Annotated in this window: 8 protein-coding genes and 1 pseudogene; 1 reads left to right on the top strand and 8 read right to left on the bottom strand. The window is 73.2% G+C overall.

The window, feature by feature from the left end; genetic code table 11:
- Window positions 1–266 precede the first annotated feature (266 nt).
- From tmk to bldG, 7 genes are all read right to left on the bottom strand, one after another.
- Window positions 267–3509 carry a dTMP kinase gene (gene tmk, locus ACIBIW_RS07100; RefSeq protein ID WP_399332785.1) on the bottom strand — a complete coding sequence of 1081 codons (3243 nt, stop codon included), beginning with the start codon at window positions 3507–3509 and terminating at the stop codon, window positions 267–269.
- Between the two features lie 314 nt (window positions 3510–3823).
- Entirely contained in the window at window positions 3824–6676 is a 2853-nt protein-coding gene (gene topA / locus ACIBIW_RS07095) for a type I DNA topoisomerase (protein WP_399332783.1), read from the bottom strand.
- A 362-nt stretch (window positions 6677–7038) separates the two neighbouring features.
- Window positions 7039–8592 (bottom strand): methyltransferase, encoded by a 1554-nt coding sequence (locus tag ACIBIW_RS07090; RefSeq protein ID WP_399332781.1) that lies wholly within the window; start codon window positions 8590–8592, stop codon window positions 7039–7041.
- A 414-nt stretch (window positions 8593–9006) separates the two neighbouring features.
- Window positions 9007–9573 (bottom strand): small secreted protein, encoded by a 567-nt coding sequence (locus ACIBIW_RS07085; protein WP_399332779.1) that lies wholly within the window; start codon window positions 9571–9573, stop codon window positions 9007–9009.
- Window positions 9574–9997: 424 nt separating this feature from the next.
- On the bottom strand, window positions 9998–12436 hold the full coding sequence (locus tag ACIBIW_RS07080; protein WP_399332777.1) for a sodium-translocating pyrophosphatase: 2439 nt from the start codon (window positions 12434–12436) through the stop codon (window positions 9998–10000).
- Between the two features lie 894 nt (window positions 12437–13330).
- Complete coding sequence (locus ACIBIW_RS07075; RefSeq protein WP_399332775.1) at window positions 13331–13756, bottom strand: ATP-binding protein; 426 nt, start codon at window positions 13754–13756, stop codon at window positions 13331–13333.
- Window positions 13757–13854: 98 nt separating this feature from the next.
- A complete protein-coding gene (gene bldG / locus ACIBIW_RS07070; RefSeq protein WP_007823876.1) occupies window positions 13855–14208 on the bottom strand; it encodes an anti-sigma factor antagonist BldG in 354 nt (117 codons plus the stop codon).
- Between the two features lie 162 nt (window positions 14209–14370).
- Between bldG and ACIBIW_RS07065 the strand changes: the two genes are divergently transcribed.
- Entirely contained in the window at window positions 14371–16815 is a 2445-nt protein-coding gene (locus ACIBIW_RS07065; RefSeq protein WP_399332772.1) for a DEAD/DEAH box helicase, read from the top strand.
- Window positions 16816–16920: 105 nt separating this feature from the next.
- Here ACIBIW_RS07065 and ACIBIW_RS07060 read toward each other — a convergent pair.
- Window positions 16921–17154 (bottom strand): annotated as a pseudogene (locus tag ACIBIW_RS07060) (Rv3654c family TadE-like protein); the annotation flags it as partial.
- Window positions 17155–17180 lie beyond the last annotated feature (26 nt).

Raw genomic sequence — 17180 nt, 5'->3', positions numbered from 1 at the left:
CCATCGCGTCCGCCATGCCGCGCTCCCGCCCCGTCGTCGCCCCGGGCCACCCGTGCCGCGGCGCCTTGTGCCCGCCGACGTCCGCAGCGGGCCGCGGGCGGCCGTACGACACCTCGCGACTCGCCGCGCGCGGTGGCCGCCCCGCCCTGGTCCATGCCGGGCCGTGCCGACGCCGACGGTCGTCACGGCCACCACGCATCATTGTGGGGCACGGGTCTGACAACGCGGTCGAGCGCCGGGCCGCGGGGCCCCGTGGCGGGGCCTGGTCAGTGCCTGCGGCCCCGGTCGTCCTCGCCGTCGTGCGGGCCGAGGAGTTCGTCCGCGAGGGTCGGGAGGTCGTCGAGCGGGGTCTCCTCCGCCCAGTCGGGGCGCTTGCGGCCGCGGCCCTTGCGCGCGTCCTGCTCGGGGTCGACCTGGGGCAGCTCGCGGGTGCGCTCGTTGGACCCGAGGCCCGGGTCCTGCGCGCCCCCCGCCGGAGTGCCGTGCGCGGGGGTGCCATGGGCCGGAGTGCCGTGCGCGGGCGTGCCGTGCACCGGGGTCGACGCCGGGTCCTGGCCGGTGCTCTCGTCGCGGAAGTAGCCGCGCGGTACGCGGTCGCCGACCGGCTCGTGCGCGCCCGCGGGACGCGTGCCGCCCTCCGCGGGCACCTCGGGCAGCACCGCGGTCTCGTCGGCGGCACCCGCCGGGCCCGCGCCGCCCTGGCCGTCGCCGGGGACGGGCGGCTTCGGCAGGACGGCGGTGTCCTCCGCCTCTGAGGGGCCCTGGCCGGAATCGTGCGCACCGCCCTCGGACACCTCCGGGAGCACCGCGGTCTCGTCCGTGGCCCCGGGCGGGGCGTCCGTGGCCCCCGGGGTGTGGCCGACCATCGGGGTGGGGACCGTCGTCTCGTTGTCGGGCGAGGCCGCCGCGGCGGCGGCAGCGGCGGCCGCCTCGGCCTCACGCCTGGCCTGCTCGGCCCGCAGCAGGGCCTCCTCGGCCTTGCGCTGCTCCTCGCGCCTGCGGGCCTCGGCCTCCGCGCGCTGCCGCTCCTCCTCCGCGGCCTGCCGGCGGCGGCGCTCCTCCTCGGCGGCGCGTGCCTGCTCCTCGGCGAGCAGCCGCGCGCGCTCCTCGTCCGCCCTGCGGCGGGCGTCCTCCGCGCGCTTCCTGGCCTCCTCGGCCTGCCGCTCGGCCTCGCGGCGCGCGGCCTCCTCAAGCTCGCGCTGCTTGCGGGCCTCCTCCTCGGCGCGCTTCCTGGCCTCCTCCGCCTGCCGCTCGCGCTCCTTGCGCTCCTCCTCGGCCTTGCGGGCGGCCTCTTCCTCCGCGCGCCTGCGCGCCTCCTCCTCCGCGGCCCTGCGCGCCTCGTCGCGCGCCTTGATCTCGGCCTCGGACAGCGGCAGCAGCGCGTCGAGGCGGTGGCGGATCACGGCGCCGACGGACTCCGGGCTCTGCCCGGCGTCGACGATCAGATAGCGGCCGGGAGCGGCGGCGGCGAGGGTGAGGAATCCGCTGCGCACGCGCGCGTGGAACTCGGCGGGCTCCGACTCAAGACGGTCGGGCGCCTCGGTGAAGCGCTCGCGCGCGGTCTCGGGCGACACGTCGAGCAGCACGGTCAGATGCGGTACGAGGCCGCCGGTCGCCCAGCGCGAGATGCGCGCGACCTCCGTCGGCGACAGGTCGCGGCCCGCCCCCTGGTAGGCGACGGACGAGTCCACGTACCGGTCGGAGATGACGATGGCGCCGCGCTCCAGGGCGGGCCTGACGACGGTGTCGACGTGCTCGGCGCGATCGGCCGCGTAGAGCAGCGCCTCGGCGCGGTGCGACAGCCCGCCGGAGGTGACGTCGAGGAGGATCGAGCGCAGCCGCTTGCCGACCGGGGTGGCGCCAGGCTCGTGGGTGAGGACGACCTCGTGTCCCTTGGCGCGGACCCAGTCGGCGAGCTGCTCGGCCTGGGTGGACTTGCCCGCGCCGTCGCCGCCTTCGAGGGCGATGAAGAAGCCGGTGGCGGCGGGCGCCTGCTCGGGGTCGGCGCCGCGCAGCGCGTCCCGCAGGTCGTGGCGGAGCGTCACGCCCGAGCGGTCGTCGGCGCGGGCGAGCAGCAGCGCGGCGACCGGGAGCAGCAGCGCGCCCGCGAGCATGAGGGTGAACGCGGCGCCGTTGTGCGCGAAGACGAACTTCCCGCTCTCCAGCCTGTGCCGCCCGATGGCCCCGGCGAGCACGGGCGCGATGACGGCGCCCAGCGCCACGAAGACCCGTACGACCGCGTGCAGATGGCCGGTCACGCGGGCGCGGCGGGCGGTCTCCGTCTCCTGTTCGAGCAGGGTGTGCCCGGTGTTGGCCGAGACGCCCGCGAACACGCCCGCGAACGCCAGGATCATCAGCACCGTGGCCGGGTCGGGCACCAGGCCCGCGGCCAGCAGCGCGACGCCGGTGAGCGCGATGGAGAAGGTCAGCAGCCTGCGCCGGGACAGCGACGGCAGGACGGAAGGCGACCAGCGGATACCGGCCGCGGTGCCGCCGGTGAGGCCGAGGACCATCAGGCCGAACATGACGGGGCCGCCGCCGAGGTCGGCCGTATGAAGCACGGCCACGGCGACGGCGGCGGAGACGGCGCCCGCGACGGCGGCGCAGGCGAAGACCAGCAGCGGGATCGCGCCCGTGCGCCCCTTGTCGATTCCGGGGCCGTCGCCCGAGCCGGTGCGCGGGCGGCGCAGGCCCTCAAGCGGGCTGCGCGCGCGGGGGGTGTCGGACGCGGGCAGTTCGAGGGAGGAGAGCACCGACAGCGAGGCGGCGAAGAGCCCGGCGGCGACGTACGAGGCGAGCGCGGCCTGGTGCTGGGCGAACCAGTCGATGCCCGAGCCGAAGAGGTTGCCGACGAGGGTCGCGACGACCAGCGCGGCGGCGGCGGGCGGCAGCGTCAGGAAACCGGTGCGCAAGGAGAGCCTGCGCAGCGCGTCCATGTGGTCGGGCAGGGGGCGCACGGCGGCGCCCTCGGGCGGGGGCGCGGGCAGGAGCGCGGGCGCCGCGCCCTCCCTGCACACGGTCCAGAAGCGCTCGGCGACCCCGCCCACGAAGGCGGTGACGAGGAGCACGGCGAGCGCGTCGCCCGGGGTCCAGTCGATCCACAGGGGGGCGACGATCAGCAGCGCCGCGCGTACCGCGTCGGCGCCGAACATGGTCCAGCGGCGGTCGAGCGGTCCGCCGGGCGCGGTCAGCGACGAGAGCGGGCCGAGGAGTACGGCGCCGAAGAGCAGCACGGCGAGGATGCGGGCGGCGAAGACGGCGGTGACGGCGAGCGCCGCGCCGCGGTACCCACCGCCGAACGAGCCCTGCGCGACGGCGGCCTGGAGCACCAGCGCCACCACGACGAGCAGCGCGAGCACGTCGCCGATGCCGGACACGAGCTGCGCGGACCACAGCCGTTTCAGCTGGGGCACACGCAACAGTGCGCGGACGGCGCGCTCGCGGGAGTCCGCGACGAGGGCGTCGTCGGGGGCCGTGGAGTCGACCGTTGGCTGCTGTGGACGCGTCATCCGTCCAGCCTATCGGCAGCCACCGACAGGGCGTGGTGCCGCCCGGGCACGAGCGCGGCGGCCCGAGGGACAACCGGCGCACGGCAGGACAACCCACCACCGCCCGTGCGCCGTCCAGCGCCCCGGCGCCTCCGTTACGCGCGGGAGCGAAGCCTCACATACACGCGGGGGCGAAGCCGCGTACGCGCAAGAGCCGGGGCGAAGCCCCACACACGCGGGAAGCCGCGGAAGCCAGAATCACACGCGCGAGATAGCGACCCCGCACACGCGCATAAGGCCACCGCACGACACACACGCGTGCGCGCCAGGCGCCGTCACTCCCCGCCGGAAGCGCTCCCCGACCCCGACGGTGCCTTCTTCGCGGCCTTCTTGGCGGCGCCCGTGGTGGTCTTCTTCGCCGCGGTCGCCTTCTTCGCCGTCGCTTTCTTGGCGGTGGTGGTCTTCTTCGCGGCCGTCTTCTTCGCCGGGGCCTTCTTGGCGGCCTTCTTCGCCGTCTTCTTCGCGGGGCCCTTGGCCCGCTTCTCGGCGAGCAGTTCGAAGCCGCGCTCGGGGGTGATGGCCTCGACGCTGTCGCTCGACCTCAGGGTCGCGTTGGTCTCGCCGTCGGTCACGTACGGGCCGAAGCGGCCGTCCTTGACGATGACGGGACGCGCGCTGACGGGGTCCTCGCCCAGCTCCTTCAGCGGGGGCTTGGCGGCGGCCCGGCCGCGCTGCTTGGGCTGGGCGTAGATCGCCAGCGCCTCGGGGAGCGTGATGGTGAAGATCTGCTCCTCGTCGGTGAGGGAGCGCGAGTCGGTGCCCTTCTTCAGATACGGGCCGTAGCGGCCGTTCTGCGCGGTGATCTCGACGCCCTCGGGGTCGGTGCCGACGGTCCGCGGCAGGGACATGAGCCGCAGCGCGTCGTCGAGGGTGACGGTGTCCAGGGACATCGACTTGAAGAGCGAGGCGGTGCGCGGCTTCACCGCGTTCTTGCCGGTCTTCGGGGTGCCCTCGGGCAGCACCTCGGTCACATAGGGCCCGTACCTGCCGTCCTTGGCGACGATCTGGTGGCCGCTGCCGGGGTCGGTGCCGAGTTCGAAGTCGCCGCTGGGCTTGGCGAGCAGTTCCTCCGCGTACTCGACGGACAGCTCGTCGGGCGCCAGGTCCTCGGGCACGTCGGCGCGCTGGTGGCCCTCCGCGTCGCGGTCGCCGCGCTCGATGTACGGGCCGTAGCGGCCGACGCGGAGCACGATGTCGCTGCCGACGGGGAACGAGGACACCTCGCGCGCGTCGATGGCGCCGAGGTCGGTGACGAGTTCCTTGAGGCCGCCGAGGTGGTCGCCGTCGCCGTTGCCCGCCTCGGCGGCGCCTGCGCCGCCCGCCTCGATGTCGCCCTCGCCGAAGTAGAACCGGCGCAGCCACGGCACCGAGTGCGCCTCGCCGCGCGCGATGCGGTCGAGGTCGTCCTCCATGCGGGCGGTGAAGTCGTAGTCGACGAGCCTGCCGAAGTGCTTCTCCAAAAGGTTGACCACGGCGAAGGACAGGAAGGACGGGACGAGCGCGGTGCCCTTCTTGAAGACGTAGCCGCGGTCGAGGATGGTGCCGATGATCGACGCGTACGTCGACGGGCGGCCGATCTCGCGCTCCTCCAGCTCCTTGACCAGGCTGGCCTCGGTGTAGCGCGCGGGCGGCTTGGTCGAGTGGCCCTCGGGGGTGATCTCCTCGGCGGAGAGCGCGTCACCCTCGGCGACCTCGGGGAGCCTGCGCTCGCGGTCGTCGAGTTCCGCGTTGGGGTCGTCGGCGCCCTCGACGTACGCCTTCAGGAAGCCGTGGAAGGTGATGGTCTTGCCGGAGGCGGTGAACTCGGCGTCGCGCCCGTCGCTCGCCACTCCCCCGATCCTGATGGTGACGCTGTTGCCGGTCGCGTCCTTCATCTGGGAGGCGACGGTCCGCTTCCAGATCAGCTCGTAGAGCCGGAACTGGTCGCCGGTGAGGCCGGTCGCCGCCGGGGTGCGGAAGCGGTCGCCCGAGGGGCGGATCGCCTCGTGCGCCTCCTGCGCGTTCTTGACCTTGCCCGCGTACGTACGGGGCCTTTCGGGGAGGTAATCGGCCCCGTAGAGCTGCGTGACCTGCGAGCGGGCCGCGGAGACCGCCGTGTCGGACAGTGTGGTGGAGTCCGTACGCATATAGGTGATGAAGCCGTTCTCGTACAGCTTCTGGGCGATCTGCATGGTCGCCTTCGCGCCGAAGCCGAGCTTGCGGCTGGCCTCCTGCTGGAGGGTGGTGGTGCGGAAGGGCGCGTACGGGGAGCGGCGGTACGGCTTGGACTCCACGGAGCGGACCGCGAAGGAGGTGTCCGCGAGGGCGGCGGCGAGGCCGCGGGCGGCCGCCTCGTCGAGGTGGAGGATGTTCGCGTTCTTGAGCTGCCCGAGGGAGTCGAAGTCGCGGCCCTGGGCGACGCGCCTGCCGTCGACCGTGTTCAGCCGGGCGACCAGGGACGCCGGGTCGGCGGGGGCGCCCTGGCGGCCGGTGGAGAAGGTGCCGGTGAGGTCCCAGTAGTCGGCCGAGCGGAAGGCGATGCGGTCGCGCTCCCGCTCGACGACGAGGCGGGTGGCGACGGACTGCACGCGGCCCGCCGACAGCCGCGGCATGACCTTCTTCCACAGCACGGGGGAGACCTCGTAGCCGTAGAGGCGGTCCAGGATGCGGCGGGTCTCCTGGGCGTCGACGAGCTTCTGGTTCAGCTCGCGCGGGTTGGCGACGGCGGCCCGGATGGCGTCCTTGGTGATCTCATGGAAGACCATGCGGTGGACCGGGATCTTGGGCTTCAGCACCTGCTGGAGGTGCCAGGCGATGGCCTCGCCCTCCCGGTCCTCGTCGGTGGCGAGGAAGAGTTCGTCGGATTCGCGCAGCAGTTCCTTGAGCTTCTTGACCTGGGCGCGCTTGTCCGCGTTGACCACGTAGATGGGCTGGAAGTCGTGCTCGACGTCGACACCGAGGCGCCGCACCTCGCCGGTGTACTGGTCGGGGACCTCGGCGGCGCCGTTGGGGAGGTCACGGATGTGCCCGACGCTCGCCTCGACGACGTAGCCCGGGCCGAGATAGCCCTTGATCGTCTTCGCCTTGGCAGGCGACTCGACGATGACGAGTCGGCGGCCGCCCTGTGCGGTCTCGCTGGTCGGGGACAACTTCGCTCTTCTCTCCGGTCGACGCTCGGTGGGCACTTCCTGACGCTGCGGAGTGTGACGGTACATCCCGCCCCCGTGTCAAACGGGAAAAGCCCACAACGGCCACTCGAACGGTAACCCGACTACCGCCGTTCCTGCCGCCCGGAGCCCCCGGACCCGTGCCGCGCCCATATGGAGGGCGGCCTCCCAGTTGCCGGAAGGTGCCTGCTCGGCTCTTGATCGGCCGCGCGGCCCGCACCGCGGCGGCGCGCGCGGGCGGCGGGGCGCCGGGGCCGTGCGGGCGCCTGGCACCGGCCGACGCGATGCGACCGGATTCACACCCCGCGCGGGAGCGCCGCGAGGAAGGTGCGCGACGGGTGTGCCTAGGGGGTTTCCTGCGGTGTGGCGGGGTCGGTGGGGGTGAGGAAGCCCTGCTCGATGAGGAGCCTGATCTGGGCGGGGGTGCGGTCGCGCAGGAGCACGGGGTCCTCGCCGATCAACTGGGCGATCGCGTCGAGGATGCGGCCCGCGCTGAGCGATCCGTCGCAGACGCCCGCGAAGCCCGCCCCCACGGTGTCGACCTCGGTGGCCCTGCGCATGCCGCGGTGCTGGCGCAGCACCACGTGCTCGGGGTCCTCAGCGCCGGGCAGCCCGACCTGCTCCTGTACGACCTCGGGGGCGAGGGTGAAGCTGCCCGCGAGCAGGGCGGCGTCGTCGTGGGCGCGCAGGTAGTCCTGCCGCCGGAAGTGCGCCGCCACGGTGTCGCCGAGCGGCTGCTCCACGGGGTGCGGCCACTCCTCGACCGTGAGGGAGGGGCGGTCGGACCCTGACTTGCGCAGCGTGATCCAGCCGAGGCCGACGGCCCTGGTCTTGCGGGCCTCGAACTCGTCGAGCCAGGCGCCGTACCGCGCCGCGTACGCGGCGGCGTCGCCGCGGTGGTCGCCCGCGTCGCGCAGCCACAGCTCGGCGTACTGGGTGACGTCCTGGACCTCGCGCTGCACGATCCAGGCGTCGCAGCCGCGCGGCACCCAGGAGCGGAGCCTGTCGGTCCACTCCTCGCCCTCGACGTGCTGCCAGTTCGCGAGGAAGTGCGCGTATCCGCCGTCGGCCAGCCGGTCCCCTGCCTGCTGGACGAGCGTCCTGCACAGGTCGTCGCCGCCGAGGCCGCCGTCGCGGTACGTGAGCCGGGCGCCGGGGGAGATCACGAACGGCGGGTTCGACACGATGAGGTCGTACGTACGGTCGGCGACGGGCTCGAAGAGGGAGCCCTCCCGCAGCTCGGGCGCGTGGGCGCCGGAGAGGGCCAGGGTGAGGCCCGCGGCGTGCAGCGCGCGCGGGTTCACATCGGTGGCGGTCACCCGGGTGGCGTGCGCGCTCGCGTGCAGCGCCTGGATGCCGCAGCCGGTGCCGAGGTCGAGGGCGGAGGCGACGGGGGTGCGCACGGTGAGCCCCGCGAGGGTGGTGGAGGCGCCGCCGACGCCGAGCACGACCGCCGGGTCGGGGCCCTCGTCGCGGCCCGCGGCGCCGCCCGCGCCGCCGACCGCGCGGCCGAGGTCGGAGACCACGTACCAGTCCTCGCCCCCCGGGCCGCCGTACGGGCGCACGTCCACGGTGGCGGCGACGTCCCCGCCGTCCGCGGCGGTGAGCCAGCCCGCCTCGGCGCACTCGTCGAGGGGCAGCACGGCCGCGGCGCGCCCGCGCGGCACGGTCCGCTGGAGCAGGAAGAGCCCGACCAGGACCTCAAGCGGGGTGTCGCCGTGCGCGGCGCGCAGTGCGGGGACGGTCTCGCCCCTGGCGAGCGCCGCGTACGCGGGGGTGCCGAGCAGGTCGAGGAGCCCATCGGCGGTGAAGCCGGCGGCGAGCAGGACGTCCCGCAGCCGGGCGGTGGTGCCGGGGCGGGCGGACGAGGGCAGCGGGAACGCGCTGACGGTACTCACGTGACCATTGTGTCGGCTGCCGCCGACAACGCGACGCCCGGAGCCGGAGGGCTTGCCGCGGAGCGGCCGGAGTCGGCGGGGGGCCGGTTCGGCGCGGGGCCGGTTCGGCGCGGGGCGGCGGTACGCGCGCGGGGCCGCGCGGTCGCCGCGGCATGCCGTGAGTGCGCCCCCGTCGGTGGCCATACGCGCGCGTGGCCGCGCGGCTGGCCGTACGCGCGTATGGCCCGCGACGGGGGCGGGCGATGGCCGCCTGTCACGCGCGCGTGAGGCGCGTCGGGCTCCACGCGCGCGTGACGCTGATCGGGTCCCACGCGCGCATGCTCCTGATCGAAATCCTCACGCGCGTGCGCCGCGCGCGTGCCCCGCCTCACCCCAGGCCCGGACGGCCTCCCGGCGGGGGCGCCTGGCGATGGGTCAGCTCGACGGTGAGGCGGAGGCCGAGAGGCTCTGGCAGCTCTTCTGCTTCTGCATCGCCTTGCCGACGTCGCCGGACTCGAACTCCTTCAGGGCCTTGTTCCCCGTCTTGCTCAGCGAGCCGAGCTGCTGCGAGACCTCCTGGAGCCCGGAGGCGAACGCCGACTGGTCCTTGGTGTCCAGGTCCTCGGCCTTCTGGCGGAGGTCGGAGTAGGAGGAGGAGACGCCGTTCAGCTCCTTGACGACGTCCGTCCGCTTCTTCTCGCCGTCGTCGACGGGGGGCGCGCCCGCCTTGTCGAGACCCGTGGCTATCGCCTTGTAGGCGTCGGACATGTCGCGGAAGGCGTTGATGTCGGCCTTGCGCACGTCCTCGGGCTTGCTGGAGCCCGAGGTCTCCTTCTGTAGCTCGGAGTTGGCCGTGGCGATCTTCTTCGCCTGCGGGCGGACCGAGTCGCAGACCGTGTCGGCCCAGGCGTTCATCTTGTCGTCGCCGTCGTCGTTGCATCCGGACAGCACCAGCGCCAGAACCGCGCTGCCGGAAAGCGCGGCCGCGAGCCTCTTCTTCACGGATCGGTTCCCTTCCCAGACTCTCCCGGCCCCGGAAGATACACGGCGCCCGCACACGGCCCCGCCGCGGTCTGCCGCTTGTACCCCTGTTCGTCATCTTTTAGGGCGCTGTGTGCCACGGGAGACAAGACTCACGACCGGGCCGCCGCGAGGGATCGGGGCGGATTCCGGGCGAGGAAGGCCAGAACGGACGTACAGGCGCCGCACGCCCGCGCGAACGGGGTGGGGGAGCCCTGGGGGTCGGCGGACGCCGTACGGGGGCACACAGCGCTCCCGCGGCAGTTGGGGGAGTTCGGGGCGGGTGGCCCGGGGTGGCCGCCCGGCGGTGGGCGGGCCCGGCAAGGGCGACGGGCGGGCGGACGGCGCGGGGTGCACGCCGTCCGCCCGCCCGTCCAATGATGCGGCGGACCGGAAACCGGCCGGGTCAGGAGGAGGCCGCGGCCGCCTCCGGCGACTCGTTCAGCGCTTCTCCTTTGCCGGCGCCCGGGTCGGAGCCGCCGTCCTCACCGCTCTCGTCGCCGACCGCGATGCCGCGCCGCTTGGAGGCGTAGACCGCGCCGATGATGACCAGCAGCGCGACGACCGCCACCACGACGCGCACCGCGACGTTGGCGTCGTCCCCGTAGCTGAACTTGATGATCGCGGGCGCGATGAGGAGCGCCACCAGGTTCATCACCTTCAGCAGGGGGTTGATCGCCGGGCCCGCGGTGTCCTTGAAGGGGTCGCCGACGGTGTCGCCGATCACGGTGGCGGCGTGTGCCTCGCTGCCCTTGCCGCCGTGGTGGCCGTCCTCGACGAGCTTCTTGGCGTTGTCCCAGGCGCCGCCCGAGTTGGCCAGGAAGACGGCCATCAGCGTGCCGGTGCCGATGGAGCCCGCGAGGTAGGCGCCGAGGGCGCCCACGCCGAGGGTGAAGCCGATCGCGATCGGCGCCATCACGGCGAGCAGCCCGGGGGTGGCCAGTTCGCGCAGCGCGTCCTTGGTGCAGATGTCGACGACGCGCCCGTACTCCGGGGTCTCGGTGAAGTCCATGATCCCGGGCTTCTCGCGGAACTGCCGCCGCACCTCGTAGACCACCGAGCCCGCGGAGCGTGACACGGCGTTGATGGCGAGTCCGGAGAAGAGGAACACCACGGCGGCGCCCGCGACCAGGCCGACCAGGTTGTTGGGCTGGGAGATGTCCATCACCAGGTTGAGCGGGCCGCCGTTGCCGACCTTCTCGCCGACGTCCTGCGCCGCGTCGGTGATCGCGTCGCGGAACGAGCCGAAGAGCGCGGCCGCGGCGAGCACCGCGGTGGCGATGGCGATGCCCTTGGTGATGGCCTTGGTGGTGTTGCCGACGGCGTCGAGGTCGGTGAGGACCTGGGCGCCCGCGCCCTCGACGTCGCCGGACATCTCGGCGATGCCCTGGGCGTTGTCGGAGACGGGGCCGAAGGTGTCCATGGCGACGATGACGCCGACGGTGGTGAGCAGCCCGGTGCCGGCGAGGGCCACGGCGAACAGCGCCAGCATGATCGACGTGCCGCCGAGCAGGAACGCCCCGTAGACCCCGAGGCCGATCAGGATCGCCGTGTAGACGGCCGATTCGAGCCCGAGGGAGATCCCGGCGAGCACGACGGTGGCGGGTCCTGTGAGCGAGGTCTTGCCGATGTCCCGTACGGGGCGCCGGTTGGTCTCGGTGAAGTAGCCGGTGAGCTGCTGGATCAGCGCGGCGAGCACGATGCCGATGGCCACGGCGACGAGCGCGAGCACCCGCGGGTCGCCGTCCTTGGCGGCGATCGCGGCGTCCGAGATGCCGTCCAGGTCGGTGTAGGACGACGGCAGGTAGACGAAGACCGCGACGGCCACGAGCACCAGCGAGATGATCGCGGAGATGAAGAAGCCGCGGTTGATCGCGCTCATGCCGCTGCGGTCGCTCCGCCTGGGCGCGACGGCGAAGATGCCGATCATCGCGGTGATGACGCCGATCGCGGGGACGATCAGCGGGAACGCGAGGCCCGAGTCGCCGAAGGCGACCTTGCCGAGGATCAGCGCGGCCACCAGGGTGACGGCGTACGACTCGAACAGGTCGGCGGCCATCCCCGCGCAGTCGCCGACGTTGTCGCCCACATTGTCGGCGATGGTCGCGGCATTGCGCGGATCGTCCTCCGGAATGCCCTGTTCGACCTTGCCGACCAGGTCGGCGCCGACGTCGGCGGCCTTGGTGAAGATGCCGCCGCCGACCCGCATGAACATCGCGATCAGCGCGGCGCCGAGTCCGAAGCCCTCCAGCACCTTGGGTGCGTCGGCCGCGTACACCAGCACGACCACGGAGGCGCCCAGCAGGCCGAGCCCCACCGTGAACATGCCGACCACACCGCCGGTACGGAAAGCGATCTTCATGGCCTTGTGCGAGACGAGGGTGAGATCCTTTTCGGGCTCGCCCTCCGCCGGGGTGGCCTCTCGCGCGGCCGCGGCGACGCGCACATTGCTGCGCACGGCGAGCCACATGCCGATATAGCCGGTGGCCGCCGAGAAAACGGCACCGATCAGGAAGAAGACCGAGCGTCCTGCGCGCTGATTCCAGTCGTCCGCGGGCAGGAGCAGGAGCAGGAAGAACACGACGATCGCGAATACGCCGAGGGTGCGGAGCTGGCGGGCGAGATAGGCGTTCGCACCCTCCTGCACCGCGGCCGCGATCTTCTTCATGTTGTCGCTACCCTCGCCCGCGGCGAGTACCTGGCGTACCAGGATTCCGGCCACGGCCAGGGCCGCCAGGGCGACGACTCCGATGATCACCACGATGATCCGGTTGTCGTCGGTCAGTGCGGCGGCCGCGAAGGTCGTGGGGTGGTCAAACCTTTGAGGGGTAAAAAGCCCCGCCATTCGTCCTCCTTGACGCTTGGGCTGAGCTCAAGATGTGGACGGATTGTAGGTAGCTGATCGGGATCTAAACAGTGGGCGGCACACGCGAGGGCGCCCGACTTGCCTCTCAGCAAATGATCGCGGAGGGATCGGTCCCACCGAAAGAAGTAATGGCCTTGAGGCATTGACGCCGGTGAATGATCTATAAACACTTGATCAACGATCTTATGGTGATGATCGCATGTCCACGGAATGCCGTTCCGGTGTTCGTTCGGTGGCCGGAAATTCACATGGATCAACGCCGCGGGAAATCCGGCAGATGGCGATCCGAGGGAATGATCGAGATATTGCGTCCGATGACCGCCGGTTCATGATGTGGCCGGACGGGACGGTCTCCCGTGGCCCCGCGGCGCGGACGCGGCACGTTCGGCGTCGACGCGGGCGTGCCGATCAGGGGGAACGGTAGCGGGCGGCGGGACAGGGCTCGTCGACGGGGCGCCGGAAGGCGTGGGGCGCGGCGATGCGGGGCGCGGGGAGGAGCGCGGGGCGCCGGGATGGGCCGAATGTTTCCGGCCATCTTCGGCCCGTGTTCATGCGCCTGGGGAGTGACGGACGGGGCCCCTGGTGTGGCTGACGGGGCGCCAGTGGGCGCTGGTTCACGCCCAGTGGGTCCTGGTTCGCGCGGAGTCGCCCGTCTCGGGCGGTCCATCGGCGCCCTTCGGGGGCTCGCGGCGGCCCTCGGGCGGTACCGCGACCGACCGGCGGCGCACACGGCGACCGACCGCCGCCGCGGCGCACACACCGCCAGCCCGCCCCTGACCCCAGGGCCCCGTCACAGAAACGGCGGTACGGGCCCCGCAAGGGGACAGGCGGGAGGGACCGGACGGAACGCGACGGAAAGGGTCGAAGCGGAGGTCAGGCGAGGACGGGTGCCGGAGGGATCGGCCACGTCATCCTGATGTGGCCGCCGTTCTCGTCGGCCATGACCTCCACGTCGTCGACGAGGCCGCTGATGACCGCGAGGCCCATCTCGTCCTCGCTCTCCGCGTCCGCGTCGTCGATGCCCGCGACGGCTCCGCCTGGAGAGAGCCGGGGCGCCTCGTCGCCGACCTCGATGGAGAACTGCTTCTCCTCCTCGATCAGCAGCACCCGCACCGGCGCGGTGACGCCGCTGCTCTGGTGCAGCCCCACGGCGCGCGTACACGCCTCACCGACGGCGAGCCTGACCTCATCGAGTACCGCCTCGTCCACCCCGGCCCTGCGCGCCACCGCCGCCGCCACCAGGCGGGCGGTCCTGACGTGCTCCGGGAGCGCGCTGAAGCGGAGTTCGACGGTTGCCATGCATCCCCCTCGGGCATACGGCCGTGCTCGGGGGGCCGGACCCACGGCCGGACCCCCTCTGTGGTGGTGATCCCGGGCGCGGGGCCCGGGGACTGCGCTCAGTCGGTGGCCGCGACGGCTTCCTCGACGGAGGTGTGGATGGGGAACACCTTGGTCAGGCCGGTGATGCGGAAGATCTTGAGAATGCGCTCCTGGTTGCAGACCAGGCGCAGCGAACCCTCGTGGGCGCGGACCCGCTTCAGCCCGCCCACCAGCACACCGAGCCCCGTGGAGTCGAGGAAGTCGACCCCCTCCATGTCGACAACCAGGTGGAAGTTGCCGTCGTTCACCAACTCCACCAACTGCTCCCGCAGCTTGGGTGCGGTATACACATCAATCTCGCCACCGACCTCGACGACCGTACGGTCGCCACCAGGGCCGGACACATTGCGAGTCGACAAGGACAGGTCCACGGATCTCCTCCAGCACCTTGCTATCGAGCGGTCGTCCCTCGGGACACCTCGGCTTGAACCCCGGGACGGATCGCCAGCCGCGATGGCATTCAATCACTTACGGCAGACGTGTACGACGCCTTGGGCCCATTGTCCGTCATGCCAGTGACACACTCGGTGCCGATGGCCAAGAATCACCGTCCCGATCGATCCCCGCCGAACACCGACGCCCGGCCCGCCCCGCGCACGGTCCTCGACCGCCTCGCCGCGTGGCAGGGCCGCGCTGCGCGCATCACCCATACGGAGCACTTGCCCCCGCGTGAGGGGCGCCATGCCGTCTGGCCTGACCGTATCCGACCCGAGATCATCGCGGCGGTACAAGCGGCGGGAATCGATCATCCGTGGGCACATCAGGCGCTCGCGGCCGAACACGCGCTCGACGGTGAGTCGGTCGTCGTCGCCACCGGCACCGCGTCGGGAAAGTCGCTCGCCTACGCCGTCCCGGTGCTGAGTACCCTGCTGGACGGCTCGGAGGCCCCGAACGGGCGCGGCGCCACCGCGCTGTACCTCGCCCCGGCCAAGGCGCTCGCCGCCGACCAGTACCGCGCCGTGAAGAATCTCACCGCGCCGCTGGGCACGTCGGTGCGCCCCGCGGTGTACGACGGCGACACGCCCGTCGAGGAGCGCGAGTGGATACGCCAGTACGCCACGTATGTGCTCACCAACCCCGACATGCTGCACCTGGGCATCCTGCCCTCCCACCCGCGCTGGTCCTCCTTCCTGCGCGCGCTGCGCTATGTCGTCGTGGACGAGTGCCACATCTACCGGGGCGTGTTCGGCTCGCACGTCGCCCAGGTGCTGCGCAGGCTGCGGCGGCTCTGCGCGCGGTACGGCTCCTCGCCCGTCTTCCTGCTGGCCTCGGCGACCGCCGCGGAACCCGGTGTCGCCGCGGGCCGGCTGACGGGACTGCCGGTGCGGGAGATCGCGGACGACGCCTCGCCCCGCGGCGAACTCGCCTTCGCGCTCTGGGAGCCGCCGCTGACCGAGTTCCACGGCGAGAAGGGCGCCCCGGTGCGCCGCACCGCGACCGCGGAGACCGCGGACCTGCTCGCCGACCTCGTGGTCCAGGGGGTGCGCACCGTCGCCTTCGTGCGCTCCCGGCGCGGCGCCGAGCTGATCTCGGTGATCACGCAGGAGCGGCTCGCCCAGGTGGACGGCTCGCTGCGGGGGCGTGTCGCCGCCTACCGCGGCGGCTATCTCGCCGAGGAGCGCCGCGCGCTCGAACGCGCGCTGCACTCCGGGGACCTCCTCGGCCTCGCCGCGACCACCGCCCTCGAACTCGGCATCGACGTCGCGGGCCTGGACTCCGTGCTGATCTGCGGCTATCCCGGCACCAGGGCGTCGCTGTGGCAGCAGGCGGGCCGCGCAGGGCGCGCAGGGCAGGGCGCGCTCGCGGTGCTCGTCGCCCGGGACGACCCGCTGGACACCTATCTGGTGCACCACCCCGAGGCGATCTTCAACCGCCCCGTCGAGTCGACCGTGCTCGACCCCGACAACCCGTACGTCCTGACCCCGCACCTGTGCGCCGCCGCCGCGGAGCTGCCGCTGACCGAGGACGACTTCGCGCTCTTCGGGCCCGCCACGCCCGGACTCATGCCGCAGTTGGAGGAGGCGAAGCTGCTGCGGCGCCGGGCCGGCGGCTGGCACTGGACGCGCAGGGAGCGCGCCGCCGACCTCGCCGACCTGCGCGGCAGGGGCGGCGCCCCGGTCCAGGTCGTCGAGTCCGGTACGGGGCGGCTGCTGGGCACCGTGGACGCCTCCGCCGCGCACACCACCGTCCACGAGGGCGCCGTCCACCTCCACCAGGGCCGCACCTACCAGGTACGCGCGCTGGACCTCGACGACTCGGTCGCGCTGGTCGAGGCCGCGGAGCCGCCGTACTCGACGGTGGCCAGGGACACCACCGCGATCTCCGTGCTCACCACCGACTCCGAGGTGCCCTGGGGGGACGGGCGGCTCTGCTACGGCTCGGTGGAGGTGGTGAACCAGGTCGTGTCCTTCCTGCGCCGCAGGCTCGTCACCGGCGAGGTGCTGGGCGAGACGAAGCTCGACCTGCCGCCCAGGACGCTGCGCACCCGCGCCGTGTGGTGGACCGTCACCGAGGACCAGCTCGACGCCGCCCGGATCGGCCCCGAGCAGCTCGGCGGCGCCCTGCACGCCGCCGAGCACGCCTCGATCGGCATCCTGCCGCTCTTCGCGACCTGCGACCGGTGGGACATCGGCGGTGTGTCCGTGCCGCTGCACCCGGACACCCTGCTGCCCACGGTCTTCGTGTACGACGGCCACGCGGGCGGCGCCGGCTTCGCCGAGCGGGCCTTCCAACTGGCCCGGGAGTGGCTGACCGCGACCCGGGAGGCGATCGCCTCCTGCGAGTGCGAGTCCGGCTGCCCGTCCTGTGTGCAGTCCCCGAAGTGCGGCAACGGGAACGACCCGCTCCACAAGCGGGGCGCCGTACGCCTCCTCGACGCGCTGCTCCGCGGCGCCCCCACGGGCCAGGGGCCCGCCCCCGCCATCCCGAGCCAGCCCACGGGCCCGCGGGGCGAGCCCGTCGCCCCCGAGGCGCCCTGAAGCCTCCGCCGCGCCCGGTGCGGCGGGCGCCGGGGCCGTGTCCGCGGGGCCCGCGCGTGACCTGACCTCCAAGTGGAACGGGCCGGTGTCCGCGGCCACGGTCACCTCGGAGATCCGCCCCCGCAGCGCGCACCGCACCACCCTGCCCCGCTGCGCCGCCGCCACCCGCTTCGCCCGCGCGCAGGCGCCCACGCGGCCGGCCCGCCAGTGGTCGGCGGCGGCGAGCGCCGCGAGGTCGGCCGCGCCGCCCGCGCGGTGCTTGGCCTCGACCGCCTGGGCCAGCGCCAGCACCGCGCAGAAGACCACGCCGAGCACCGCCGTCACCGTGAGCGTGAGCACGGTCGCCGAACCGCGCTCCCGCGACC

Source organism: Streptomyces sp. NPDC050560 (genome assembly GCF_044457285.1).
Taxonomy (GTDB): Bacteria; Actinomycetota; Actinomycetes; order Streptomycetales; family Streptomycetaceae; genus Streptomyces.
Note: the sequence above shows the minus strand (reverse complement) of the source record. Positions and strands in the feature narration are given on the sequence as shown.